15 protein-coding genes are annotated in these 24,765 nt (G+C 75.1%); 10 read left to right on the forward strand and 5 right to left on the reverse strand.

What is annotated here, in order from left to right; genetic code table 11:
- Positions 1–45: 45 nt before the first annotated feature.
- From rpmB to ACGF5O_RS42240, 4 genes are all read left to right on the forward strand, one after another.
- On the forward strand, positions 46–282 hold the full coding sequence (gene rpmB, locus ACGF5O_RS42225; RefSeq protein ID WP_393815247.1) for a 50S ribosomal protein L28: 237 nt from the start codon (positions 46–48) through the stop codon (positions 280–282).
- Positions 283–300: 18 nt separating this feature from the next.
- On the forward strand, positions 301–606 hold the full coding sequence (gene rpsN / locus ACGF5O_RS42230) for a 30S ribosomal protein S14 (protein WP_393815248.1): 306 nt from the start codon (positions 301–303) through the stop codon (positions 604–606).
- Positions 607–783: 177 nt separating this feature from the next.
- On the forward strand, positions 784–1,302 hold the full coding sequence (locus ACGF5O_RS42235; protein ID WP_393815249.1) for a hypothetical protein: 519 nt from the start codon (positions 784–786) through the stop codon (positions 1,300–1,302).
- Positions 1,303–1,467: 165 nt separating this feature from the next.
- Positions 1,468–1,983: a DUF4232 domain-containing protein gene (locus ACGF5O_RS42240; RefSeq protein ID WP_393815250.1), complete on the forward strand. Its 516-nt coding sequence runs from the start codon at positions 1,468–1,470 to the stop codon at positions 1,981–1,983.
- A 386-nt stretch (positions 1,984–2,369) separates the two neighbouring features.
- Here ACGF5O_RS42240 and ACGF5O_RS42245 read toward each other — a convergent pair whose 3' ends face one another.
- The gene (locus ACGF5O_RS42245) at positions 2,370–3,506 is read right to left on the reverse strand and encodes a DUF2786 domain-containing protein (protein WP_393815251.1); all 1,137 of its coding nucleotides are present in this window, start codon (positions 3,504–3,506) and stop codon (positions 2,370–2,372) included.
- Positions 3,507–3,637: 131 nt separating this feature from the next.
- Here ACGF5O_RS42245 and ACGF5O_RS42250 point away from each other — a divergent pair, with 131 nt between their 5' ends.
- Together ACGF5O_RS42250 and ACGF5O_RS42255 are read left to right on the forward strand one after the other, a co-directional pair.
- Positions 3,638–4,429: a Clp protease N-terminal domain-containing protein gene (locus ACGF5O_RS42250; RefSeq protein WP_393815252.1), complete on the forward strand. Its 792-nt coding sequence runs from the start codon at positions 3,638–3,640 to the stop codon at positions 4,427–4,429.
- 67 nt (positions 4,430–4,496) lie between these two features.
- On the forward strand, positions 4,497–6,185 hold the full coding sequence (locus tag ACGF5O_RS42255; RefSeq protein WP_393815253.1) for a bifunctional 3'-5' exonuclease/DNA polymerase: 1,689 nt from the start codon (positions 4,497–4,499) through the stop codon (positions 6,183–6,185).
- Here ACGF5O_RS42255 and ACGF5O_RS42260 read toward each other — a convergent pair whose 3' ends face one another.
- Together ACGF5O_RS42260 and ACGF5O_RS42265 are read right to left on the reverse strand one after the other, a co-directional pair.
- Positions 6,186–9,599: a BTAD domain-containing putative transcriptional regulator gene (locus ACGF5O_RS42260; protein ID WP_393815254.1), complete on the reverse strand. Its 3,414-nt coding sequence runs from the start codon at positions 9,597–9,599 to the stop codon at positions 6,186–6,188. It lies immediately after the preceding gene.
- A 411-nt stretch (positions 9,600–10,010) separates the two neighbouring features.
- The gene (locus ACGF5O_RS42265) at positions 10,011–10,904 is read right to left on the reverse strand and encodes a glycosyltransferase family 2 protein (protein WP_393815255.1); all 894 of its coding nucleotides are present in this window, start codon (positions 10,902–10,904) and stop codon (positions 10,011–10,013) included.
- Positions 10,905–11,233: 329 nt separating this feature from the next.
- Here ACGF5O_RS42265 and ACGF5O_RS42270 point away from each other — a divergent pair, with 329 nt between their 5' ends.
- Positions 11,234–14,896, forward strand: a complete 3,663-nt coding sequence (locus tag ACGF5O_RS42270) for a BTAD domain-containing putative transcriptional regulator (protein ID WP_393815256.1) — start codon at positions 11,234–11,236, stop codon at positions 14,894–14,896.
- An 18-nt stretch (positions 14,897–14,914) separates the two neighbouring features.
- On the opposite strand, the gene ACGF5O_RS42275 is transcribed toward ACGF5O_RS42270, so the two are convergent.
- Both ACGF5O_RS42275 and ACGF5O_RS42280 read right to left on the reverse strand, forming a co-directional pair.
- Positions 14,915–15,952, reverse strand: a complete 1,038-nt coding sequence (locus ACGF5O_RS42275) for a ricin-type beta-trefoil lectin domain protein (RefSeq protein WP_393815257.1) — start codon at positions 15,950–15,952, stop codon at positions 14,915–14,917.
- Between the two features lie 919 nt (positions 15,953–16,871).
- Positions 16,872–17,498 (reverse strand): response regulator transcription factor, encoded by a 627-nt coding sequence (locus tag ACGF5O_RS42280; RefSeq protein WP_393815258.1) that lies wholly within the window; start codon positions 17,496–17,498, stop codon positions 16,872–16,874.
- Positions 17,499–17,745: 247 nt separating this feature from the next.
- On the opposite strand from ACGF5O_RS42280, the gene eccCa reads away from it, so the two are divergent.
- The 3 genes from eccCa to ACGF5O_RS42295 are packed head-to-tail and all read left to right on the forward strand — an operon-like array spanning position 17,746 to position 24,763.
- Entirely contained in the window at positions 17,746–21,765 is a 4,020-nt protein-coding gene (eccCa, locus tag ACGF5O_RS42285) for a type VII secretion protein EccCa (RefSeq protein ID WP_393815259.1), read from the forward strand.
- Positions 21,762–23,204: a type VII secretion integral membrane protein EccD gene (gene eccD / locus ACGF5O_RS42290; protein WP_393815260.1), complete on the forward strand. Its 1,443-nt coding sequence runs from the start codon at positions 21,762–21,764 to the stop codon at positions 23,202–23,204. The genes eccCa and eccD overlap by 4 nt, the downstream gene beginning before the upstream one ends.
- Before the next feature lie 14 nt (positions 23,205–23,218).
- Positions 23,219–24,763: a type VII secretion protein EccB gene (locus ACGF5O_RS42295; RefSeq protein WP_393815261.1), complete on the forward strand. Its 1,545-nt coding sequence runs from the start codon at positions 23,219–23,221 to the stop codon at positions 24,761–24,763.
- The last annotated feature ends 2 nt before the right edge of the window (positions 24,764–24,765 follow it).

Here is a 24,765-nt window from a genome sequence, read left to right on the forward strand (position 1 = left end):
TTAGCACTAGCTTCGGGGACTCCCCCGCGAGAGAGGTACGTCACCATGTCCGCCCACTGCATGCTGACCGGCGCCCAGCCCGGCTTCGGCAACCGGATCTCCCACTCCCACCGGCGGACCTCCCGCCGCTTCGACCCCAACATCCAGACCCGGCGCTACTGGCTGCCCAGCGAGAACAGGCACGTACGGCTCCGGCTGAGCGTCCGTGCCGTGAAGACCGTCGACACGATCGGTGTCGAGGCGGCCGTGGCGCGCATCCGCGCGCGGGGCGTGAAGGTCTGACGGGGGCGGGGCACCGATATGGCGAAGAAGAGCAAGATCGCGAAGAACGAGCGGCGGCGCGAGGTCGTCGCGCGGTACGCCGCCCGCAGGGCCGAGCTGAAGGAGATCCTCCGGCGGCCGTCCTCGACCGCGGCGGAGCGTATCGCCGCCGCGCGTGAGCTGCGCGGGCAGCCGCGCGACGCCAGCGCCACGCGCGTGCGCAACCGGGACCAGGTGGACGGCCGGCCGCGCGGCTACTTCCGTGCGTTCGGCCTGCCCCGGGTGAATCTGCGCGACCAGGCCCACAGCGGATACCTACCCGGCGTACGCAAGTCCTCCTGGTGAGTGCTGGTAGCTTGCCGCTGTCGTCCGGGCGGCCGGGCGGCCGACCCCCTAGAGCTCGGGAGCGTTGCGGTGACCACGGCTACGGCGAGTACGGGTACGGGTACGACGCGCACGGAGACGGCTGCGGCTTCGGTCACGGCTACGGCTACGGCTGCGGTCACGGCTGAGGCTGAGGCTGTGGGGCGCGGCGCGTCCGCCACGGTGGCCACGCGGCCGGCCCTGCGGATCGCGGCCGCCGCCGCGGGGCTGGTGGGCGCGCTCGCGCTCACCGCGTGCAGCGGGGGCGGCGGGTCCGACAGCGGCTCCTCGGCCACCCCGTCGGGCACGGCGTCCGCCGGCGCCACCGCCTCGGCCGGTTCGGACGGCTCCGCGACCTCGTCCGACGCGCTGCAGGGCAGCTGGATCACCACGAGCGGCGGCAAGATCGTCGCGCTGGTCGTCACCGGCAAGGAGGCCGGGCTCTTCGAGACCGGCGGGGCCGTGTGCAGCGGGACCGCGGGTGAGGAGGCCGGGATGCGGATGATCCATCTCACCTGCACGAACGGCAGCAAGGACCGGGTCACCGGAATGGTGGACTCGGTCAGCAAGAGCGGCATGAAGGTCACCTGGTCCGGAAAATCGGGCGAGGAGACCTACACCAGGGCCGAGGGCGGCAAGCTGCCGTCGGGGCTGGCGACGGCGAGCCTTGGGCAGTAGGGCCCGGTAAAGCCCTGTCCGACCGTTTCCCGGCGGGTTCCCGACGGCCCGCGCGGGTGGCGGGAACCCGCCGGGAAACGGTCGGAGACGGGGGCGGGCGCGCGGGGCCCGGGCCGGGGCGTGATGATGCTGGGACACCGTCACGACCTCGATGGGGATCTGCACATGCGCGCCATTCCGCTCACCGTCACCGCCGTCGCCGCCGCCCTTGCCCTGACCGCCTGCAATGGCAGCGGCTCGGGTTCCAGCGGCAAGAACAGCTCGGCCTGCCAGATCGGCAAGGTCTCCGTCCAGGTCGGCTCCGTGAGCGTGGCGCCGGCCGCGGGGGACACCGGCGAGGTGCCGGTGAGCCTCACCAACCAGAGCGCGCCGTGCACGCTGGACGGCTTCGCCGGCGTCACGCTGAAGGCGGGCGGTACGGCGGCGGCGGTCGCCGCGCAGTCGGGCGCGAAGAGCGACAAGCTCACGCTGGCCAAGGGGGACTCCGCGACGTTCTCGATCAGCTACGTGCGCGGCAAGGACGGCGACCAGGCGAGCCTTGCGGCCAGTTCGCTGACGGTGTCCCTGCCGGGGAGCGACGCGACGGAGAGCTTCCCGTGGAAGTACGGGGCGGTGGCGGGCAAGGGGGCGGCCGACAAGCCGAACGCTGCGGTGGGGGCGTTTCAGCAGGCGGGGGACTGATTCGGGGGGCGGTGCGGTCACGTTTCGGCCGACGGGGGGTGGGGGTTCTCGCGCAGTTCCCCGCGCCCCTGGAGGGGCGGGCGGTCACGGTCGTGTGTTGGCTGACCGCCGGTGGGGGATTTTTGCGCAGTTCCCCGCGCCCCTGGAGGGGCGGGCAGTCACAGTTGTGTGTTGGCTCACCGCCGGTGGGGGGGGTCTTGCGCAGTTCCCCGCGCCCCTGGAGGGGCGGGCGGTCACGGTCGTGTTTTGGCTCACCGCCGGTGGGGGGGGTCTTGCGCAGTTCCCCGCGCTCCTGGAGGGGCGGGGGGACACGGTCGTGTTTGGGCTGACCGGCGGTGGGGGGCTCGCGCGGTTCCCCGTGTTGCTGGAGGGGCAGGGGGTGTGGTTCAGGGGAGTTGGGGGTGGGAGTGGACCTGGGCCTGGTTGGCTGCTCTGGTGCCTTCTGTCCAGCCGGCCTCGTCGGTGACGGCGCGGAGGCGGGTCGTGGTGGTGGCGGGGAACATCTGGTCCAGGCGGTCGGTCACGGCCAGTTCCCTGGTGGCCAGGACCGGGAGCAGGTCCCGGGGGGACTCGGTGTCGGCCACGGCCGACTGGGCCGCCGCTCTGAGGCGGTCGCCGACGCGGTGGGCGTAGGCCGCCAGGAAGGACTGGCGGAAGGTCTTCGTACGCTTGCGGCCACCCGCCCGCTGCGCCGCCTCCGCCTTCGCCATCGCGTGCGTGGCCTGCACCAGCAGCGAGGTGTGGAGCAGCTCGACCACCTCCAGATCCGCCTCGAAGCCGACGACCGTGGAGAACGCCAGCGGCTCGTTCCACACCGCGCGGCAGTGGTTGGCCGTGGCGACCGCGTCCAGGAGCACCGCCTTGGCCTGCTCGTACGGCGGCTCGACGCCGATCCGGCAGGCACCCGGCGCGTCCGGCGCGGGCGCCCCCGCGGCGAGCAGCGCCTCGTCCACGCTGTGCCGGGCCATCAGTTCCTGTGCCTTGGCGCTGAGCGCCTCCGCCTCCTCCGGAAAGCCGGTCGCCTCGGCCTTGGCGAGCAGCGCGCGGATCCGGGTGAGCATGCGGGACTGCGGGCGGTGCGCGGTCGCGGCCGGCCGGGGCTCGTCGAGGGGCTCCAGGGCGGGCAGTCGCAACAGCAGGCGGTAGAGCTCCAGGACGGCGGTGGCGTGCGAGAAACGGTCGCCCACGCGTGCGTGGCCGTCCGCCTCCGGCAGCGCGTCGAGCTGCGCCCGCCAGCGGGGGCCGCGCGGCTGGTCGTCCGGCGCCTGCGCCCTGATCAGCCCGGCGGCGAGCCGGAGATGCGGCTCGTCCAGCTCGCGCCGCACCAGCCGTACGACGTCGGCGGGCTGCCAGCCGCGCCGCCAGGCCGCCGCGACGAACTCCCGGCCCCGGTTTCCCAGTTCCGCGTCGGCACCGGAGTCGGCCGCGAGGAGGGACGCGCCCGTGTCGAGGCCGGAGTCGGTGTTGTCGTACAGGGCGCTCTGGAAGGCTCGGTCGACGGTGCTGGGCTGGCTGCTGGTCACGTGTCGATCGTGCCATGGGGTGCCGACAGCGGTCGGTGGCCGTCCACACCCTGTGGACAACTCCCGGCCCCCGGCGAGCGAAGTGTCAACCGACGGTTGACAGGTGGTGGGTGTCAACCTACGGTTGACATATGGCAACCGACCCGAACATCACGGCATCCGTGCGCCTCGACGACCTCATCGCGGCGATCAAGAAGGTGCACCCCGAACCCCTCGACCAGCTCCAGGACGCGGTCATCGCCGCCGACCACCTGGGCGACGTGGCCGACCACCTGATCGGCCACTTCGTCGACCAGGCCCGGCGCTCGGGCGCGTCCTGGACCGACATCGGCAAGAGCATGGGCGTCACCCGGCAGGCGGCCCAGAAGCGCTTCGTGCCGAAGGAGTCCGCCGCCCTCGACCCGAACCAGGGCTTCGACCGCTACACCCCGCGCGCGCGGAACGTGGTGATGGCGGCCCACAACGAAGCGGTCGCCGCACGCAACCCGGAGGGCCGCCCCGAGCACCTGGTCCTCGGCCTGCTGGCCGAACCGGACGGCATCGCGGCGAAGGCGATCCTCGCGCAGGGCGTCCTGCTCGACACCGTGCGCCAGACGGCCACGGCCGCGCTCCCGCCGGCCTCGGAGGACGTCCCCGACCTCGTCCCCTACGGCCCGGAGGCCAAGAAGGCCCTCGAACTCACCTTCCGCGAGGCCCTCCGCCTCGGCCACAACTACATCGGCACCGAACACCTGCTGCTGGCCCTCCTCGAACACGAGAACGGCGACGGCGTACTCAGCGGACTGGGCATCACCAAGCCGGCGACCGAGGAGTACATCGCCAAGGTGCTCGGGCTGCTGCTGGAACAGAAGAAGAACGCGGCGGAGGCGGCGGGCGCGGCGGAGAAGGCGGTGGACGAGCCGAAGGGGGGCGAGGCGGGCTGAAAAGACCTTCGGAGCGCTGAAATCGCAGGTCAGGGCGATTGTCAGTGGTGGGTGCCACACTCGCAGCATGACCGACCGGTGGGCTCTCGCTCCGGCCGAGGACGGTGGCGTTGACGTCGCCCCCCTCGGTCCGGACGGGCTGCCCGCCGGACCGGTGCGGCGGGAGCCCGATCTCGCCGGGGCGGTCAGGGACCGCCCGGAGGTAACGCGCTGGGTGTGGCGGTCGACCGCCGAGGTCTACCCGCGTCTGCTCGCCACGGGGGTGCGAGTAGAGCGGTGCTACGACATCGAGGACGCCGAGACACTACTGCTGGGCCACGAGGGACGCTCCGGCGAGCCGCGCTCGGCCGCCGCCGCCCTGGCCCGCCTCCGCGGCGGTCCCGTACCGCCCGACCCGCCGCAGCGCGCGGCCGAGCCGGGCGCGCAGTCCCCGCTGTTCGAGCCGCAGGGCTCCGCCCGCCTGACGCTCGACGAACTCCTCGCGGTCTACGCCGAGCAGCAGCGCCGGCACGACCGGGCCGAACACCCGGACCGGATGCGGCTGCTGACCGCCGCCGAGTCGGCCGGGATGCTGATCGCCGCCGAGATGAACGGCGCGGGCGTGCCCTGGAGCGCCGAGGTCCACCGCGAGGTGCTGCGCGAACTGCTCGGCGAGCGGTACGCGGGCGGCGGTGAGCCGCGCCGGCTGGCCGAGCTGGCCGACGAGGTGTCGGCCGCGTTCGGCAGGCGGGTGCGCCCGGACCTGCCTGCCGATGTGATCAAGGCCTTCGCCCAGGCCGGGATCAAGGTGAAGTCCACCCGCCGCTGGGAGCTCTCGACCGTCGACCACCCGGCGGTGGAACCGCTCCTGGAGTACAAGAAGCTGTACCGGATCTGGGTGGCGCACGGCTGGACCTGGCTCCAGGACTGGGTGCGCGAGGGCCGTTTCCGGCCCGAGTTCCACGCCGGAGGTACGGTCACCGGGCGCTGGGTGACCAACGGCGGGGGCGCCCTGCAGATCCCCAAGGTGATCCGGCGGGCCGCGGTCGCCGACCCCGGCTGGCGGCTGGTCGTGGCCGACGCCGACCAGATGGAACCGCGCGTGCTGGCGGCGATCTCCCGTGACCCCGGGCTGATGGAGGTCGCCGGGCGGGAGAGCGACCTCTACCAGTCCGTCTCCGACCGCGCCTTCGCCGGCGACCGCGCGCAGGCCAAGCTCGCCGTCCTCGGCGCGGTCTACGGCCAGACCTCGGGCGACGGACTGAAGAACCTGGCCGCGCTCAGACGCCGTTTCCCGAAGGCGGTGGCGTACGTCGACGAGGCGGCGCGGGCGGGCGAGGAGGGCCGGCTCGTGCGCACCTGGCTGGGCCGCACCTGTCCGCCGGCGACCGGCGCGGGCGACGGCACCGAGGAGGCGGGGATGCCCCAGGAGGAGCCGGAGGAGCAGGCCGCCGAGGGCTGGGTGCCGGGGTACGCCTCCACCAACTCCCGGGCCAGAGGCCGCTTCGCGCGCAACTTCGTGGTTCAGGGCAGCGCCGCCGACTGGGCCCTGCTGATGCTCGCGGCGCTGCGCCGGACCTGCGCGGACCTGGCTGCCGAGCTGGTCTTCTTCCAGCACGACGAAGTGATCGTGCACTGCCCCGAGGAGGAGACCGAGACGGTTGTGACGGCCATACGGGAGGCAGCCGACCTGGCCGGACGGCTGACGTTCGGGCAGACACCGGTGCGGTTCCCGTTCACGACGGCGGTGGTGGAGTGCTACGCCGACGCGAAGTGATCACTCGGATCGGTCGGATGGGTCGGATCGGTCGCCGGAGGCCAGCAGGACGCGCAGTTCGGCGAGGACGTCCGGCTCGTCCGTGCCGTCCAGGGCGGTGAGCGCCGTGCGCCAGGAGTCGTACGCCTCGCCGGTGCGCCCCTGCTCGCGCAGGAGCAGACCGAGTTGGTGGCGGGCCAGACCGCCGCTGTAGCGGTCCGCTCGGGCGTCGGCGCGGCGCAGGAGTTCGGCGCACTCGTGGTGGGCCCGGTCGGTCCGGCCGAGGGCGCGCAGTGCGCGGACCAGACCGAGCCGGGTCTGGGACTCGCCGTGCCAGTCGCCGTGGCCGCCGAGGATGCGCAGGCTCTCCTCGAAGTGCACGGCGGCGGCACCGGGTTCGCCGAGGCGGAGATGGGCGTAGCCGATGTTGCAGTGCGCCGAGTGCCGCAGGATGACGGCGCCGATCGCGTCCCCGATCGCGAGGGAGCGCCGGTGCTGCTCGATGGCGGCGCGCGGGTCGGTGTGCTCGTAGAGGTTGCCGAGATGGCTGTGGGTGACGGCCTCGCCGTAGGGGTCGTTCAGCTGCCGGGAGTGGTCCAGGCTCTGCCGCAGCGCCTCGCCCGACTCCTCGTACCGGCCGAGCCCCTCGAGGAGCAGCCCCCGGTTGTTCAGGCCGCGTCGGATCCAGGACACCACGCCCAGCCGCCGCCACAGGACCAGCGCCGCGTCGGTCAGGGCGAGCGCCTCCCGCTGGCGGCCGGTGAGGAAGCGCAGCCCTGCGAGGTCGCCCAGGGCGTAGGCCTCGGCCGGCTCGTCGCCGAGGCGCCGGGCGGCGGCCAGGGCCGCGGTGCCGAGCACCTCCATCTCGGCGACCCGGCCGCCGCGCAGCAGGTAGGGGTAGAGGAGCCGGACGAGCGTGGCGAGATAGGCGCTGGTCCGCGCGTCGGCGGTGTCGGCGTACCGCTCCACCAGGGCGACGATGTTCTCCAGCTCCATGTCGCCCCAGGCGAAGGCGTGCTCGGCGCAGGCGAAGGACGGCAGGGCGGCGGTGTACGGCTGGTGTTCGGGGGGCTGGGCGGTGGTGGGCCGGCGGCGGTCGCCCCGGTCGAGTCCCGGTTCGAGGATCGCGAGAAGGGCGCGCTCGGCGACGGCGGCGAACCAGCGCAGGGCGGTGAGCGCGGCCTCGGCGCGGGCGGTGCCGCCGGTACGACCGCTGTCGTCGGTACGACCGCTGTCGTCGGGGCCGACGGGACCGTCCGGGCCGGCGTCGGCAAGCTCGCGGGCGAAGTCCCGTACCAGGTCGTGCGGGGTGTAGCGGCCGTACGCGGTCTCCTCCAGGAGGGCTACGTCGACCAGGCGGTCCAGGGCGGCCTCGGCGCGGCGCTCGTCGGTGCCGGTGAGCCGGGCGATCAGCGGGGCGCCGTAGGCGGGCAGGTCGAGGGCGCCGAGGCGGCGCAGGACCAGGGCGGCGTCGCGGTCGGGGGCGTGGTCGGAGCCGTCGAGGGCGTCATGGGCCACGGCGAGGGACCGCCGGACGCTGAGGTCGTCGTATTCGAGGTGGTGCAGCCTGTCCTCGGTGGCGGCCAGTTGACCGGCCAGCACCTCGGGGGTGAGCGCGCGGCGGGCGGCCAGCCGGGCGGCCACGACGCGCAGGGCGAGCGGGAGCCGTCCGGTGAGGCCGACGAGCGGGTGACCGGCGTCGATCTCCGTACGCCCGCTGACCGCGCGCAACAGTGCCGCGCTGTCCTCGCCGGTCAGCGGCCCGAGCGGGAAGCGGTGGGCGCCGTCGAGCGCGGTGAGCGGCGAACGGCTGGTGACGATCACCGCGCAGCCGGGGCCGCCGGGGAGCAACGGCCGCACCTGGGCGGCGTTCGCGGCGTCGTCGAGGAGCAGCAGGGTGCGGGTCGGCGCCAGCAGCGAGCGCAGCAGAGCGGCGGCCGCGTCCGGGTGTTCGGGGATGTGCCGGGGATCGGCGCCGAGGTCCCGCAGCAGCGCGGCGAGCGCCTGGCCGGGGGCGAGCGGGGGCATGCCGGGGGTGGCGCCGTGCAGGTTGACGTAGAGCTGGCCGTCGGGGAAACGATCCCGCAGCTGGTGCGCCACGTGCAGCGCGAGCGCGCTCTTGCCGACGCCGGCCATGCCGCTGAGCACGGCGAGGGTGGGGGCGGCCGTGGCCTCGGCTTCGCCTTCGGCCCTTGTGTTCCCACCCGCACCACCCGTGACGGTTTCGTCGTCGGGTGCGGGTGGCCCCTGTGGGGCGGAACCGCCGTCGGCGGCTGCGGGTGGTCGGATGCCGGTGAGAGTGAGCGTGAGAGTGAGAGCGCGGGTCAGTTCGTCGCGCAGGGCGGTGCGACCCGTGAAGTGGGCCGGGGGCGGGGGGAGTTGGGCGGGGCGGGGGGACAGCGAGTCGCCGCGCGTAGAACCAGGAGCGGCGGGTTCGGCCTGCGTCCGGGCGGGCGGCTCCGCCCGTTCATCGTCACGGGCCCGAGCAGGCGACCCCGGCCATTCATCGTCACGGGCGCGAGCAAGCGACCCCGCCCGCTCATCGGTGCCTTCGGCATTCGTCTGGCGGTTCGGCGACGCGTTTCTCGGGGGCGCGGGGAACTGCGCGAACCGCCCCGGCGCGCCCGGACCCGCCCCACCACCCGAGCCGTCCTCGGACGTCGGCGCTGTCTCCCCCACCGCGGCGCTCCCCCGCAGCACCTCCACATGGGCCCGGCGGACCGCCGGGCCCGGCTCGATGCCGAGTTCCTCTCGCAGGCGGTTGCGCAGGTCGCGGTGGACGGCGAGGGCCTCCGCCTGCCGGCCGCCGTGGTGCAGGGCGAGCATCAGCTGGCGGTGATAGGTCTCGCGGAGCGGGTGCTCCGCGACGAGCGCGGCCAACTCCGGTACGACGCCGCCCAGCCGGGGTCCGCCGAGGGCGAGCTCCGCGTCGTAGCGCCATTCCAGGAGCAGCAGCCGGGCCTCCTCCAGGCGCTGCACGAAGGCGAAGCCGCCGAGTTCGGCGGGGAGGCCGCCGAGCGGGCCGCCACGCCAGAGATCGAGCGCGTCGGCCGAGGCGCGCAGCACCGGCGTCCACTCCCGCCGCCCGTGCGCCGCGCGCGCCCGGGCCACCCGGGCGTCGAACACGTCGACGTCCAGTTCACCGTCGTCGACCCTGAGCAGATATCCGGGCGGTACGGCCCGCAGCCGCTCCGGGTCGTCGAGGAGCCGGCGCAGCCGGGTGACGTGGTTGTGCAGCGAGGCGCGCGCCGACACCGGGGGCGCCCCGCCCCACAGCGCCTCCCGCAGCGACCCGACGGAGACGACCCGCCCGGCCTCAAGGAGCAGCGCGGCGAGCAGCGCGCGCACCTTGGGGCTGCCGATGGGGCGCACGTCGCCCGCGTCGTAGAGAACCGGAGGTCCCAGCAGTCCGAACCGCAGCTCGTGCCGCCGCATCACTCCGCCCCTCGCCTCCCCGCACGGCGGAGGTGCCCGCCGGCCCTTGATCCTGGCGGAATCGCAACCCCTGGGGGATGACTTCGCGCCACCTTGTCTGTGCCGGTCGGAGCCGGAATCCGCAGGGTTTCCGGCCTGTCCCCGGAGTCGTACGGCGGCTTCACGCCAACCGGTTGGCGTCCTCCGGGAGAACCGCTGGCCACATGTTAGCGATCCGTTGGCGAGCCCTGATGTGATCTTCACATCGGACCGGGTCCGACGGCGCACGCGTGGATCGCGTGACTCGGGGGAGTGCCGCCGCAGACCGGGGTCCGGGGACGCGAGAGGGTTCCGGTCGACGGAGGTGATCGACCGGGACCCTCGTCCCGCCTTCGGAGCGGACTCGGGGCCAACTCGGGGGCGGACTCAGGGTCAGACGACGGGCGGACGCCCGAGCCTCGTGAGCCGCCAGACCGTGCGCCAGCGCATCGGGCGGCGCTCCCCGGCCGGCTCGCGCAGCCCCTCGGCGAAGCCCGCGAACCAGGCCCGCAGGCCGCCCGTCGAACGGGTGCGCAGGAGCGTGATCAGTATCCAGACGCCGAGGTGGACCGGGATCAGCGGCAGAGGCAGCCGACGGCGGGTCAGCCAGACGCGGTTACGGGCGGTGACCCGGAAGTAGACGGCGTGCCGGGCGGGCGAGGTCCGGGGGTGCTGGAGGAGCAGCTCGGGCGCGTAGAGGATCCGCCAGCCGGCGTCGGCGGCCCGCCAGGCGAGGTCGGTCTCCTCGTGCGCGAAGAAGAACTCGGCGGGCCAGTCGCCGGTCTCGGCGAGCATGGCCATGCTCAGGGCGTGGCCGCCGCCGAGGAAACCGGTGACGTAACCCCCGCGCATGGGGTCGGCGTTGCCGACGCGCGGCACGTGCCGCCGCTGGGTCACACCGCGCTCGTCCGCGATACGGAAGCCGACGATGCCGAGGCGGGGGTCGGCGGCGAACAGATCCCGTACCTGCCGGAACACCTCGACGTCGACGAGCAGGCCGTCGTCGTCCAGTTCGACGACGACGTCCACGTCACCGAAGGCGCGCAGGGCGGCGAGGGCGACGTTGCGGCCGCCGGGGCAGCCGAGGTTGTCCTCGACGTCGAGGGTGGTGACCTCGCCGGGCAGGTCCAGGCGGTGGGCGAACTCGGGCAGCCGGCAGCCGTTGCCGACGATCACGATGCGGTCGGGGGCGAGGTCCTGCTTGGCCACGGACCCGAGCAGGGCGTCGACTTCGTCGGGCCGGTTCCCCATGGTCACCACGGCAACAGCGAGCCTCGGCTCCGCCATGTCCCTCACCCCATCCAGCCGACGGCGACACCTGACCTTGACGAGCAACACACATTGTTCACCAGGATGTTGCCGCAGATACTCCGGTGCTCCAGAAATGGACTCGCCTTGCGGTGGCTTTGGAAAGGATTTGATTGACCTTTTTTCGAACCGGCACATTCCGGCACAACCGCGCCGCAGCCGAGCCGCGACCGCGCCACAGCCGGGCCAGAGACGGGCCACAGCCGGGCCGGAGGCGGGGCCCGGCCCGGCGTTCGCCCGCCGGTGCTCCTCCGCCACGCGCCTAAGCGCCGCGGAGGCGAAACGGCGGCGCGGTACATTGCCGACCCATGCGCCGACCCATGCTTCGTGTTCAGGTCCTGGGTCCGATCGGTGCCGACATCGACGGCGCACCGGTCAACCTGGGAAGCCCCCGGCAACGTGCGGTCCTCGCCCTCCTGCTCGCGAACCGCGGCCGTGTGGTGCCCGCGGGCCGGCTGATCGGACACCTGTGGCGGGACCGGCCCCCGGAGAAGGCCGCCGCCTCCCTGCACGTCTACGTGTCGAACCTGCGGCGCGCGCTGGAACCGGACCGGGCGCCCCGCGCCCCCGCCGGTGTCCTGGTCAGCACCTCGTCCGGGTACGCGGTACGGCTGCCCGAGGACGCGGTCGACGCCTGGCGCTTCGAGGCGGCGGTGCGGCGGGCCCGTACGGCCGCTCCGGCCGAGGTCCGGCGCCTGCTCGAAGAGGCCGTCGGGTGGTGGCACGGCACGGCGTACGCCGAGTGGGCCGACGAGGAGTGGGCGGCCGTCGAGGCGGCCCGGCTGGGTGAACTCCACCTGACGGCAAGGGAAGCGGCGGTGGGCGCGATCCTCGCGTCCGGGGCTCCGGCGGAGGGGGTGCCGGCGGCCGAGGCGCTCGTGCGGGAACACCCGCTGCGCGAGGAGGGCTGGCGGCTGCTGGCCCTCGGGCTGTGGGCCGGCGGGCGCCGCGCGGACGCGCTAGCCGAGCTGCGGCGCGCGTCCGCCGTCCTGGCCGACGAACTCGGCCTGGGACTGGGCGACGCCCTGACCGAGCTGGAGAAGGCCCTGCTGACGGGGCGGACCGAGATCCTGCGCGCGTCGGTGCCGTCAGTGCCGTCGGTGCCGTCAGTGCCGTCAGTGCCGTCAGTGCCGTCAGTGCCGTCAGTGCCGTCGACCTCGGAGCCGGAGCGGCAGCCGGTCGTACCGGCCGTGCCGTTCGCGGGGGCCGCGGCCACGGCGGTGGTCGTCCCGCCGGCCGAGGACCTGTTCGTGGGCCGGGACGACGAACTGCGGGTTCTGGACGAGGTCGCGCGCGACGCCCGGCAGGCCGGTGGCGTCGTCCTGGTGACCGGGGAGGCGGGCGCGGGCAAGTCGGCGCTCCTCGGCCGGTACGGCAGGCGGTTGCGGGAACAGGGCTGGACCGTGGTGGTCGGCCGCTGCCCCGAGTTCGACGGCGCCCCCTCCGCCTGGGCCTGGGTGGAGGCGCTCGGCGCGCTCGCCCGCCGGGTGCCACCCGCCGACCCGGACGCACTCGGCGCCCTGCTCCAGGAGGCCGCCGGCTACGGCGAAGGGGAAGGAGACGGGCACGGGGACGGGGACGGTCCGGGGGGCGCCGGGCTCCCGGGCCCGGACGTCGGAGCCGCGTCGGCCGGGCGGTTCCGGCTGCACCGGGCGTTCGCCGCCTGGCTGCGGGAGGCCGCCGCGGACGCACCGCTGGCGGTCGTCGTCGACGACCTGCACCGGGCGGACGGCGAGACCCTGGCCCTGCTGGAGCGCACCGCCGAGCTGGTCGGATCTCCGGTGCTGGCCATCGCCGCGTACCGCCCGGCCGACGCGACGGACCGGCTGTCCAAGACCCTCGCCGAACTCGCCCACCGCTCGCCCCGCCGGCTGGCGCTCGGCGGGCTGCCGCTGCCGGACGTGGACACCCTGGTCGGCGCGGTGTGCGGGGCGCCCGTCGACACGGCGATCGTCTCCGCGCTCGCCGAGCGCACCGGGGGCAACCCGTTCTACGTCCGGGAGAGCGCCCGGCTGCTGGCCAGCGAGGGTGCCCTGGTGGCGGTCTCCGAGGTGCCGCAGGGCGTACGCGATGTGCTGCGGCGGCGGCTGCGGCAGTTGCCCGCGGGAGCGTCGGCCGTCCTCCAGCTCGCCTCGGTGGTGGGCCGGGAGACCGAGGTCGGGGTGCTCGTCGAGGCCGCGGCCCCCGACCGGCACGGCGAACCCGAGGTGCGCGCCGCCGTCGCGGCGGCCGTCGCGGCCGGGCTGCTGACCGAACCCGCACCCGATGTGGTGCGGTTCGCGCACGCGCTGGTCCGCGACACCCTCTACACCGACCTGGCCGGGGTGCGGCGGGCGCGGCTGCACGCCCGTCTGGCGGAGGTTCTGAAGCGGCGCCGTCCGGACGATCTGGCGGCGCTCGCCCACCATTTCGCCCGAGCAGCGAACGCGCAGACGGCGCCGCTCGCCGTCGAGTACTCGCTGGGCGCGGCCGACCTCGCCGAGCGGCGCTACGCGCACGACACCGCCGTCGAACTGCTCACACAGGCGATCGAGTCCTTCGCGCTGGTCCCCGCGGGCAGCGCGGACGGCGGCACCGCCGAGGGCGCGGCCGGACGGCTGGTCGCGCTGCTCGGGCGGCTGCTGCGGGCCGAGATACGGGCCGGGGCCATCGTGGCGGCGCGGCACACCCGGCAGCGCGCCCTGGCGGCGGCCGAGGACGTGGGTCACGACGAGCTGGCAGCGGCGGCCCTCGACACGTGGACCGGCCCGAATCCGGCCGCGGGCGGGGCGCTGAGCGGCCCTTGGGGGCTCGTCGACCCGGCAGCGCTCGATACGTTCGTGGACCGGCTGACCGCCCGCGCCGACCTGGACCCGTCCGTCCTCGGCGTCCTGCCGCACGGTGCGGCGGGCGGCGGGACGGGCGGCGAGGCGGCCGACCGGGTGAGCGGCGGGGTGGGCGGCGGGGCCGACGGCAGGGTGCGCGATGGGGCCGACGGCGCGGTGGGCGGCGACGGCCGTGCGGAGTGGGGTGCGGATTCGGGGACGGGGTGGGGGACGGAGTGGGGGACGGAGGTGGCGCGGCGGCTGGCCGTCGCCCGGGCCGTCGGGGATCCGCTGCTGCTCTCCTCCGCGCTGAACGTGGCCTCCGCCGTCCTGCCCGACCGGTACCCGGACCGCCGTGCCGCGCTGGCGACCGAACTGCGGGTGCTCGGGTACGCGCACGACCTGCCCGCCAACACCTGGGTGCGCGAGCACATCGGGGCCATGGCCGCCGGCGCCCGCAACGACGTGGCCCGGGTCCGCCGGCACACCGGCGAGGGACGCACCGTCGCCCGGCGGCACCGGCTGGTGGAGGCGGAGGCCATCAACCTGACCACGCTGGCCATGCTGGCCCATGTCGAGGGCCGCTTCGCCGAGGCGGAGGCCGGTTACACGGAGGTGCGCAAGCGGTTGCGGTCCCGCGGATCGCCGTACGGCGACTTCGTGCACGTCCTGGGGCTGACGACCGTACGGCTCGGGCAGGGCAGCCCCCGGCAGGCCGAACCGCTGCTGCGGGACCTGCTCCGCGAGCCCGAGCCCACCGCCGAGCTCGCCCTGGGGGTGGTCCTCGCCCGGCAGGGCGAGCACGAGGAGGCCCGCGCGCTCGGCCGGCGCAGCGCCGCCGCCGTGCCCCTCGTACCCGACCACCTGTACGGCATCGCCCTGTCCCTCCGGGCCGAACTGGCCTTCCTGCTGGGCGACACGACCACCGCCACCGAGTTGCTCCCGCTGCTGCTGCCGCTGGGCACCCAGCTTGCCGGCGCGGCCAGCGTCTCCTTCGCCACCCGCCCGTTCGCCCACTCCCTGGGCGAGCTGTACCGGCTGCTCGGTGACGAGGCGGAGGCGCGGCGGCAGTTCAGCAGCGCCGAGCACGTGGCCCGGCAGTGGGGCTCCGGGCACCTGGTCGAGGCGGCCCGGTCGGCCCTGGACGGCCGGGCGCCCCGGGGGTGACGCGGCCGTGGCCCGGAATCAGCCCAGGTGCCACTTCTGGTTGGACGCCCCGGTGCAGTCCCACAGCTGGAGCCGGGTGCCGTTGCCGGTGCCCGCGTCCTTGGCGTCCACGCACTTGCCGATCACCGTGTTGACCAGGTCGTGGGAGCTGTTGAGGTTGAACTTCTGGGCCCAGCCGCCGTTGCAGGTCGCCAGCTGGACGGCCGCCCCGTTGTCCTGGGAGGCGTCGGCGATGTCGAGGCACAGGCCCATGGAGCGGACGCTGCCGTCGGACCGGAAGACCCACTTCTGCCAGGCGTCCCCGTCGCAGCCCCACAGTCGCAGGGGGGAGCCGTCGGTGCCGGCGTGGGCGCTCACCTCGACGCACTTCGAGGAGTCGTAGCCGACGATCGTGTCACCGGCCGCGGTGGTCGAGGAGGCGGCGTGGGTGGCGGCCGGCTTGGACGCCGGCTTGCTGGTCGCCTTGGTTCCGGTGGTTCCGCTGCCTCCGGTGCCTCCGGTGCCCGCGCCGTGGGCCGCGTTGGTGCCGGTCGCCTTGTCCGGAGCGGTGGAGTCCGCCGCCGAGGAGGAATCCCCCGTGGTGTGCGCGCCCTTGGCCGTGCCGGGCTTGGTGCCCTTCGGGTCGTGCGGCGGACGGCCGCTGCCCTTCCCCGTCGCGGAGGGGGAGCCGGTGAGCCCTGCCGAGCCGCCCTCGGCGAGCTGGGGCACGGTGCCGTCACCGACGGCGGCGGCGCGGGGGGCGGGGTCGTCGTCGTTCGGCAGCGCCATGAACGCGGCGCTGCCGAGTCCGAGGACCAGCAGGGCGCAGGCGGCGACCACGGCTCCGACGACCCGCGCACCGCGCTCCGGCCGGGCCTGCCCGGAGCCCGCCTCGTCCCGTGCCCCGCGCTGGTCCGGCCGCACCTCGGGCGACCGGAACAGCCCTCCGGGACCACCGGCCGGACCGACCTCGGCCACCGTCGCCGCCGCGGGCGCGGACGTCGGCGTAGCCGTGCGGTCCGGTGCGGGTGCGCTCTCGCCGTGCGGGGCAGCCGCGGGACCGCCGGGTGCCGCCACTTCCGCGGCCGACGCCGGGGAGCCGGGCGCCAACCCGGCCGCCCTCGCGGACCCGGCCCCGGACGCGGATTCGGATTCGGATTCGGATGCGGCCCCGGAAGCGGACCCGATGCTGGACGCGGTTTCGGGCCCGGAAGCGGACGCGGGCCCGGAAGCGGGCACGGGCCCGGACCCGGACCCGGACGCGGACCCGGACGCGGTTCCGGACCCGGACGCGGTTCCGGACGCAGCCCCGGACCTCGCTCCGGACACAGACCCAGCCTCAGAAGCGGCCCCAGCCCCGGACTCGGCCCCGGACGCAGGCCCCGACCCGGCTCCGGAAGCTGACCCGGACGCAGGCTCGGGCCCGGCTCCGGAAGCTGACCCGGACGCCGTTTCGGACCCGGAAGCGAAAGCGGACTCGGACGCAGACCCGGCCCCGGACCCGGCCCCGGACCCGGACCCGGGCTCGGACCCGGGCTCGGACCCGGGCTCGGTTTCCTGGAGCCACGGCAATGGGCGTTCCCAGACGGCCGGTTCCTCCGGTGTCTCCGGCTGTTCTGCGGTGTGCCCCATGTCTGCCTGCCCGTCTCCGCGTCCGATGTTCCCCGGCGCGCGAATCTAGGGCCGCGGCGACCGGCGGCCCGCCGTTCGCCGCGGAGGCTGCCCCGCAGGACCTGAAACCCTTCCCCTGCGGGCCGACGGGGTCCGGTGGGAGCCCGTGAGGACCGGTCGCGCCCACGCGGCCATCGCAGCCGTCCAGCCGCTTTCCAGCCGCTTTCCAGCCGCGGGCAGTCGTGGCTCCCCCCGTGCCCCAAGGGCCTGGGAGGTGCCCCCAGGCGGCGCGGGTGGGCGCGGGCGGCACCCTGTCAGCGCCGGTAAGCGCCCCCGGCCCGGGCCCTGACCCCGGCCCCGCACCCCGCACCCCCGGCCCCGCCCCCTACAGCGTTCCCGAACGCAGGGCGAAGGCCACCGCGTGGGTGCGGTTGCGCAGGCCGAGGCGGTTCATCATCACGCTGACGATGCTCTTGATGGTGCGCTCGGAGTAGTTCAGCTTCTGGGCGATCTCCGCCGTCTCCAGCCCCTCGGCCAGCAACCGGAGCACGTCGACCTCACGGGTCTCCAGACCGGACGCGGTCACCCCGAGCGGCGCCAGTACATCGCGCTGGACCGCCTGTATGTGGTCGACGAGACGGCCCTGGACCGGGAGCGGCAGGGCGGCCCCGCCGTCGGCCACCGCGCGTACGACCTCCACGACCCTGTCGTACGTGGACTCCTGACGCCACATCACCCCGCGCAGCCCGTACCGCATCGCCCGGAGCAGGTGGGCCTCGCCGATGTGCTCGGTGACCAGCACGAACGCCATGTCGGGGTTGGTCGAGCGGCCGCTCACCGACTCCATCAGCAGCACCGTCTCCTCGGTGACGTCCGGCGTGAACACGAGCACCACGTCCGCGTCCCCGTGCTCCTCCTGCGGCACCACCTTCAGCCCCGGGTACCTGCGCAGGCACGAGACGGCCCCCTCACCGGTGATCGGGTCACCGGCGAGGACTGCGATCGAGATCATCCCCAACGTTCCTGCGTTCCTTCCGGGCGTGGACCGCCGCTCCCAAGCGGCGCCCGAGGATCGTCACCGGACCGCCTTAACGCCAACTTGGCGTGTACTTGGCGAAGCTGCCCCTCCGGCCAGGCTTCGCCGTCCGCGGGGGCGGACATCCGCTTCCCCCACCGGGCCGCGGACGGCCGCGTGCCTACGCTCCACGCGCGGATCCCACCGCGCGCAGGTCAGGAACAGCAGCAGAGAAGAGAGCACGTTGAGCACCGTCGTCGCCAAGCGCTCGCCGCGTGCCGAAGGCCCCCCGATGCCCGAGGGCCAGGTGGAACTGGCCGAGCCCCCCGTCCTCGGCGAACCGGCCACCGCCGACTTCGGCTCCGTGATGACGTACCTGCCGATGGGCCTGGGCGCCGGGGCCATGGTGCTGATGTACACGGTCGGCAGCGGCGGTTCGTCCATGTACATGATGACCGGGATGATGGGCGTCGCCATGGTCAGCATGACGCTGACCCAGATCGGCCGGCCCGGCGCGGAACGGCGCCGCCGGATGCGCGCCGAACGCCGGGACTACCTGCGCTACCTCGGCCAGAAGCGGGTCCAGGCCCGGCAGGCCGCCGACGACCAGCGGGCCGCGCTGCTGTGGGACAACCCCGAACCCCGCGACCTGTGGGCGCTCGCCGCCGGTCCCCGGCTGTGGGAACGCAGGCCCGGGCACGAGGACTTCGGCCGGGTCCGCATCGGTCTCGCGACCCGGCGCGCCGCGCTGGAGTTCCTGCCGCCGCAGACCCGGCCGGTGGAGGACCTGGAACCGCTGTGCGCGATCTCGCTGCGCCGGTTCACCAAGGCCCACCAGACCGTGCCCCTGCTGCCGGTGCCGGTGTCCCTGGGGCGCTTCACCAGCATCGAGTTCACCGGCGAGGCGACCGAGGCGCTGCTCCTGGCCCGGGCGATGCTCGGCCAGCTCGCGGTCCTGCACTCCCCCGACGAACTGCGGGTCGCGGTGCTCGGCGACGAGGCCGCGCGCCGCGAGTGGGACTGGCTCAAGTGGCTGCCGCACAACGCCCATCCGGCGGCGGAGGACGCGGCCGGGGCGGTCCGGCTGGCCGCCGGCGACCACGACGAGCTGATGGACCTGCTCGGGCCCGACGTCCGCGACCGTCCCGACCACGACCCCGCCTCCTCGCCCAGCGTGGCCGAGCCGCTCACGGTGATCGTCGCGCAGGGCGTGCGCCTCCCGCCGGCCTCGCGGCTGCTGGGCGCCGGGATGCGCGGGGTGGTGCTCCTCGACCTCACCGGCGCGGTACCCGGCGGCCCCAAGGTGCTGCGGCTGACGGTGCGCGACGGCCGGGTGGAGTTCCCGAGCGGCACGGAGAACGTCGGCGGCCGGGCCGACCGGCTCGGCCGCGTCGAGGCCGAGGACCTGGCCCGGGCGCTCGCCCCGATGCGCACCGGCGGCGGGGTCGACCTGGTGGACCAGCCGCTGGAGTCCGACTTCGACCTGGCCACCATGCTCGGCATCCGCGACGTACGCGGTTTCGACGTGGCGGCCAAGTGGCGGCCGCGGCTGGCCCAGGAGGCCCGGCTGAAGGTGCCGATCGGGGTCACCGAGGACGGCGAGGTCGTCGAGCTGGACCTGAAGGAGTCGGCGCAGGGCGGCATGGGCCCGCACGGGCTGCTGATCGGCGCCACCGGCTCCGGCAAGAGCGAGCTGCTGCGCACGCTGGTCACCGGCCTGGCCGCCACCCACTCCTCCGAGATCCTGAACCTGGTCCTGGTGGACTTCAAGGGCGGCGCCACCTTCCTCAACATGGACCGGCTCCCGCACACCTCCGCCGTCATCACCAACCTCGCCGACGAACTCCACCTGGTCGACCGCATGCGGGACTCCATCAACGGCGAGATGATCCGCCGCCAGGAGCTGCTGCGGGAGGCCGGGTACGCCTCGCTCTACGAGTACGAGAAGGCGCGCGCCGCCGGGGCCACCCTGGCGCCGCTGCCCTCGCTGCTGGTCATCGTCGACGAGTTCTCCGAACTGCTCGCCAGCAAGCCGGAGTTCGTGGAGCTGTTCGTCTCCATCGGGCGGCTCGGGCGCAGCCTCGGAGTGCATCTGCTGCTCGCCTCCCAGCGGCTGGACGAGTCCCGGATCCACCGGGTCGAGGGACATCTGTCGTACCGGGTCGCGCTGCGCACCTTCTCCTCGATGGAGTCGCGCAGCGTGATCGGCACCTCCAGCGCCTACGAGCTGCCGTCCGCGCCCGGCAACGGCTACCTCAAGGTCGACACCACCAACCTGGTCCGGTTCAAGGCCGCTTACGTGTCCGGGGCCGCGCCCGCGGCGCCGGGTCCCGAGGAGACGGGCGGGCGGCAGGGCGTCGTACGCGAGGTGACCGCGTTCGGGCTGGACCGGCAGGGGCCGGCCGCGGCGGCAGGCGAGGCCGAGGAGGCCGCGCGGCTGGTCTCGCTCGCCGAGGAGCAGTTGCGCGACCCGGGCGCGGCGGCCACGGCGGAGCCGGAGGGCGGCGAGGACAGTCTGCTGGAGGTCTTCGTCGGACGGCTGGAGGACAGCGGCCCGCCGGCCCGGCAGGTCTGGCTCTCCCCGCTCTCCGACTCGCCGGGCCTGGACCAGCTGCTGCCCGGCATCGTGCCCGACCCGGAGCGCGGCATGGGCGCCGCCGACCCGCGCGTGCAGGGCGCGCTGCGGGTCCCGCTGGGCATGGTGGACCGGCCGTTCGAGCAGTTGCGCGAGCTGCTGACCGCCGACCTGTCGGGCGCCGACGGCCACATCGGCCTGGTGGGCGCCCCGCAGACCGGCAAGTCGACGCTGCTGCGCACCCTGATGCTGTCGCTGGCGCTGACCCACACGCCACGCGAAGTGCAGTTCTACTGCCTGGACTTCGGCGGCGGCGGTCTGGTCTCCACGGCCGGACTGCCGCACGTGGGCTCGGTGGCCACCCGCCTGGAGCGCGACCGGGTGCTGCGCACCGTCGAGGAGCTGACCCAACTCCTTGAACAGCGGGAGCAGTTGTTCACCTCACGGGGCCTCGAGTCGATGGCCGCCTACCGGGCGCTGCGCGCCGACGGCACCCTCGACGACCCGTTCGGAGACGTCTTCCTCGTCGTCGACGGCTGGGCCACGCTCCGCCAGGACTTCGACGACCTGGAACAACGGATCATGGAACTCGCGGCGCGCGGCCTGTCGTTCGGCCTGCACATCGTCGCCTCCGCGGTCCGCTGGTCCGAAGTACGGCCCCGGCTGCGGGACATGCTCGGCACCAAGCTCGAACTGCGGCTCGGCGACTCGATGGAGTCCGAGGTCGGCTCCCGGGCCGCGGCCGGTGTCCCGCACCGGCCGGGCCGCGGCCTGACCGGCTCGGGACACCACTTCCTGTCCGCGCTGCCCCGCCTCGACAGCTCCTCGCGCACCGACGACCTGACGGCCGCCACCAAGGCCGCGGTCGCCGAGATCGACACGTTCTGGACCGGCCCCCGGGCCCCCGGCGTCCGGCTGCTGCCGACCCGGCTCGACGCCCGCCGGCTGCCCGCCCCCGCCGACACCCGCGACCTCAGGTTCTGCCTCGGCTGGGACGAGCAGCGGCTCGCCCCCGTCTGGCACGACTTCGGCACCACCCCGCACCTGCTGGTCTACGGCGACGGCGAGACCGGCAAGACCAACGCCCTGCGCCTCGCCATCCGCGCCATCACCGCCCGCTACCGCCCGGAGGAGGCCAGGATCCTGCTGGCCGACCCCGGCCGCGGACTCCTCAAGGACGTGCCCGAGGAGTACCGGGTCGGCTACGTCGTCGACAACGACGCGCTCGGCAAGCTGGCCGACAGCGCCGCCGTGTCCGTCGCCAAACGGGCCCCCGGCGCCGACGTCACCCCGGAGCAGCTGGAGAAGCGGGACTGGTGGACCGGCCCGCTGCTGTTCGTCCTCGTCGACGACTACGACCTCTTCGCCGGCGCGCCCGGCACGCCCTCCCCGATGAACCCGCTGGTGCCGCTGCTCGCGCAGGGCGCGCACATCGGGCTGCACCTGGTCGTCGCCCGCTCCACCTCCGGCGCCATGCGGTCCGTGATGGACCCGCTGATCCGCCGGATGTGGGAGCTGGGCAACCCGGCGCTGCTCTTCTCCTACCCCAAGGAGGAGGGCAAGTTCATCGGCGAGGCCAAGCCACGCACCCTGCCCGCCGGCCGCGCCCAGCTCGTCACCCGGCGCACCGTCCAGCTCGTCCAGACCGGCCTGGTGTCGGCGGCGCCCGTCCCCACAGGAGCACGATGACCACCGCCCCGGCCCCGGCCGGCCCCACCACCGCGCCCGCCGCCGGCGGCGCCACGCCCCTGCCGTCCGTCCGGGTCACCGAGGTCTGCCGCCTCACCGTCGAGGCACCGGCCGGCCGGGCCGACCTCGCCGTCCCGGTCACCACCCCGGTCTCCACCCTGCTGCCGGTGCTGCTGCGCCAGGCCGTCGGCCCCGGCGTCGAGGGCACCTCCTGGGTGCTGCAACCGCTCGGCGCCGAGCCCCTCGACCCGGAGGCGACCCCGGAGAGCGCCGGGCTGCGCGACGGCGACGTGCTGCACCTGCGGCCGGCCGACGCGGCGCTGCCCGCCCTGCACTTCGACGACGTCTCCGACGGCGTCGCGCACACCGTCGGCGCCGGAACCGGCCGCTGGCGCCCCGAACTCACCCGGCGCCTCGGTCTCGCCCTGTCCTGCCTGGCGCTGGCCGCGCTGGCCGCCGCACTGCTCGGCGCCGGTCCCGGCCCGCGCACCGCGGCGGCGGCCGGGGCGGTCGCCCTGGTGCTGGCCGCGGCCTGCGCGGCGGCGGCCCGCGCAGAGGCCGACCGCGGCGGCGTACTGGTCGCCGGGGTCGGCGCGTTCGGCTTCGCCGCGCTCGCCGGAACGGCCCTGCGCGAAGGCCCCGCCGACGGGTTCGCCCCCGGTCCCACGGGCGTGCTGCTGGCCGCCGGGTACGTGGTGGCGCTGGCCGGCGTGCTGCTCGCACTGGGCGCGCTGCCCCTGGTCGTACCCGGCACGGTGCTGCTCACCGCGGTCGCCGCCGCGGTGGGCGCGGGACTCGCCCTGGCCACCGGACTGCATGGTGTGCAGGCCGCCGCGGTGGTCGCGGTGGGCCTGTTCGTGCTCGGCCACCTCGCCCCCCGGCTGGCCCTGCGCACGGCCCGGCTGCGGGTGCCCCAACTCCCCCACGACGCCGCGGAACTCCAGCTCGACATCGAGCCCGAATCCGGCGAGGCCGTGGCCGCCCGGGTAGCCGTCGCCACCGCCTGCCTCGACGCGATCGGCATCGCCTCCGCGCTGGTGTGGGCGGTCGCGCTCTGGCTGCTCGCCGACCGCGAGCCCGGCTGGGCCGGCTGGCTGCTCCCGGTCTCGCTCAGCCTGGCCGTCCTGCTCCGGGCCCGCGGCACCAACGGCACCCTGCAACGCGTCCCCGCCGTGCTGGCCGGCGCCTACGGCCTCGGGCTCGTCCTCATCGTCCGGGTCGCGCCCACCGGCCCCGGCGGCCGGGCCGCGGTGCTCGCGGTGCTGCTGGCCGCCGCGCTGCTGCTCCTGGTCGGCGCCTGGCGGCTGCCGCGGGCCCGGCTGCTGCCGGTGTGGGGGCACTTCGGCGACCTCCTGGAGACGGTCACCGCGATCGCGCTGCTGCCCCTGCTGCTCCAGGTGCTGCACGCGTACGGCTACTTCCGCGGCCTCGCGGGCTAGGGGCGGCGGCAGCCATGCAGACGCGACGCGATCACGTACAGGCCTACCAGTTCGCCATGGGCCGCCTCGCCTCCGCCCTGGTCAGCGGCGACCCCGGCCGGGGCGACAGCCCGACCCGGCGGTCCGCGCTCGGCTCGGTCTTCGGGGTGGGGCTCGTGGTGCTGCTGTGCGCCGGGTTCGGGGTGTACGGGCTGATCTCGCCCGTCGCCGGGGACGGCTGGCGCAAGGACGGGGCGATCGTCCTGGAGGAGGACACCGGCAACCGGTACGTGTACGCGAACGGCGAGCTCCGCCCCGTCCGCAACTACGCCTCCGCGCTGCTCATCGCGGGCGAGCGGACCGCGCCGGAGACGGTCTCCGCGAAGTCCCTGGCCGGGGTCCCGCACGGCACCCCGGTCGGCATCCAGGGCGCCCCGGACACGGTGCCGGACGCGTCCGCCCTCACGACCGGCGCGTGGGCACGGTGTCTGCCGGGGCAGGGAACGGCGGCGCAGACGGGCGGCGGGCAGGGGGCGGCGACCGGGCAGGGGGCCGCGAGCGGGACGCAGGCCGGGAAGGGGACCGCGACCGGGACGCCGACCGGGACGGAGACAGGGACACAGGCCGGGACACAGGCCGGGACACAGGCCGGGACACAGACGGGGGCGCAGGCCGGGACACAGGCGGGGGCGCAGGCCGGGAAGGGTGCCGTCGGGAAGGCACCGGCCGGAGCCGCCGGGAAGGCACGGGCCGGGAACGGGCAGACCCTCGTCTTCGGCGGGTCCGCCGCGGCGCTCGCCGCCCTCCCCGCCGACCGGCAGGTGCTGCTCAGCGGCCCCGGGGGCACCCGCTACGTGCTGTTCCGCAACGTCAAGTACCCGGTCCCCGGCGCCTCGACGCTGATCGCCCTCGGCCTGGACGACCAGACGGCCCTGCCCGCCACCGCCGACTGGCTGGCCGCCGTCCCCACCGGAACCGCGCTCACCGCGCCCGTACCGCCCGGCGCCGGGAAGGCCGCCGGGCAGGTCGCCGGACAGAGCGCCGAGGTCGGCCAGGTCTTCCGCACCAGCACGGGCGGCACCGAGCACCACTACGTGATGCGCTCCGACGGACTCGCTCTCGTGAACGCCACCGAGTACGCCCTGCTCGCCGCCCGGCCCGGGGCACCGGCGCCCCGGCAGGTCGGGCAGCCGGACATCGCCGTCGCCCCGGTCTCCGCGGACCACGGCGGCGCCGGCCGGATACCGGACCTGACCGGCGTCCGCGCCCTGGCCGCCGGCGGCACGGTCTGCCTGACCGAACTCGCCGACGGCGGGGCCCGGATCACCGTGGGGACGCCCGGCGCCGGCGGGATCGTGCTGCCGGCCGGGGCCGGTGTGCTCGCCGTGCCGGAGGGCGCGGAGACCGAGACCGAGTACCTCATCACCGAGCAGGGCCTGAAGTACCGCATCGCCGACAGCGACGCGGCCCGGGCCCTCGGGTTCGAGAACAGCAAGCGTCGGCTCACGCTGCCCGCGGGCGTCCTCGCCCTCGTCCCCGACGGTCCGGTGCTCAGCCGCGCCGCCGCGGCGAAGGGCTGATC

It is taken from the genome of Streptomyces sp. NPDC048291 (assembly GCF_043201715.1).
Taxonomy (GTDB): Bacteria; Actinomycetota; Actinomycetes; order Streptomycetales; family Streptomycetaceae; genus Streptomyces.

Coding starts and splice junctions, on each gene's coding strand:
- rpmB (WP_393815247.1), top strand. CDS start 46: ATGTCCGCCCACTGCATGCTGACCGGCGCCCAGCCCGGCTTCGGCAAC.
- ACGF5O_RS42280 (WP_393815258.1), bottom strand. CDS start 17,498: ATGATCTCGATCGCAGTCCTCGCCGGTGACCCGATCACCGGTGAGGGG.
- ACGF5O_RS42240 (WP_393815250.1), top strand. CDS start 1,468: ATGCGCGCCATTCCGCTCACCGTCACCGCCGTCGCCGCCGCCCTTGCC.
- ACGF5O_RS42250 (WP_393815252.1), top strand. CDS start 3,638: ATGGCAACCGACCCGAACATCACGGCATCCGTGCGCCTCGACGACCTC.
- rpsN (WP_393815248.1), top strand. CDS start 301: ATGGCGAAGAAGAGCAAGATCGCGAAGAACGAGCGGCGGCGCGAGGTC.
- ACGF5O_RS42295 (WP_393815261.1), top strand. CDS start 23,219: ATGCAGACGCGACGCGATCACGTACAGGCCTACCAGTTCGCCATGGGC.
- ACGF5O_RS42255 (WP_393815253.1), top strand. CDS start 4,497: ATGACCGACCGGTGGGCTCTCGCTCCGGCCGAGGACGGTGGCGTTGAC.
- ACGF5O_RS42260 (WP_393815254.1), bottom strand. CDS start 9,599: ATGCGGCGGCACGAGCTGCGGTTCGGACTGCTGGGACCTCCGGTTCTC.
- ACGF5O_RS42265 (WP_393815255.1), bottom strand. CDS start 10,904: ATGGCGGAGCCGAGGCTCGCTGTTGCCGTGGTGACCATGGGGAACCGG.
- ACGF5O_RS42270 (WP_393815256.1), top strand. CDS start 11,234: ATGCGCCGACCCATGCTTCGTGTTCAGGTCCTGGGTCCGATCGGTGCC.
- eccD (WP_393815260.1), top strand. CDS start 21,762: ATGACCACCGCCCCGGCCCCGGCCGGCCCCACCACCGCGCCCGCCGCC.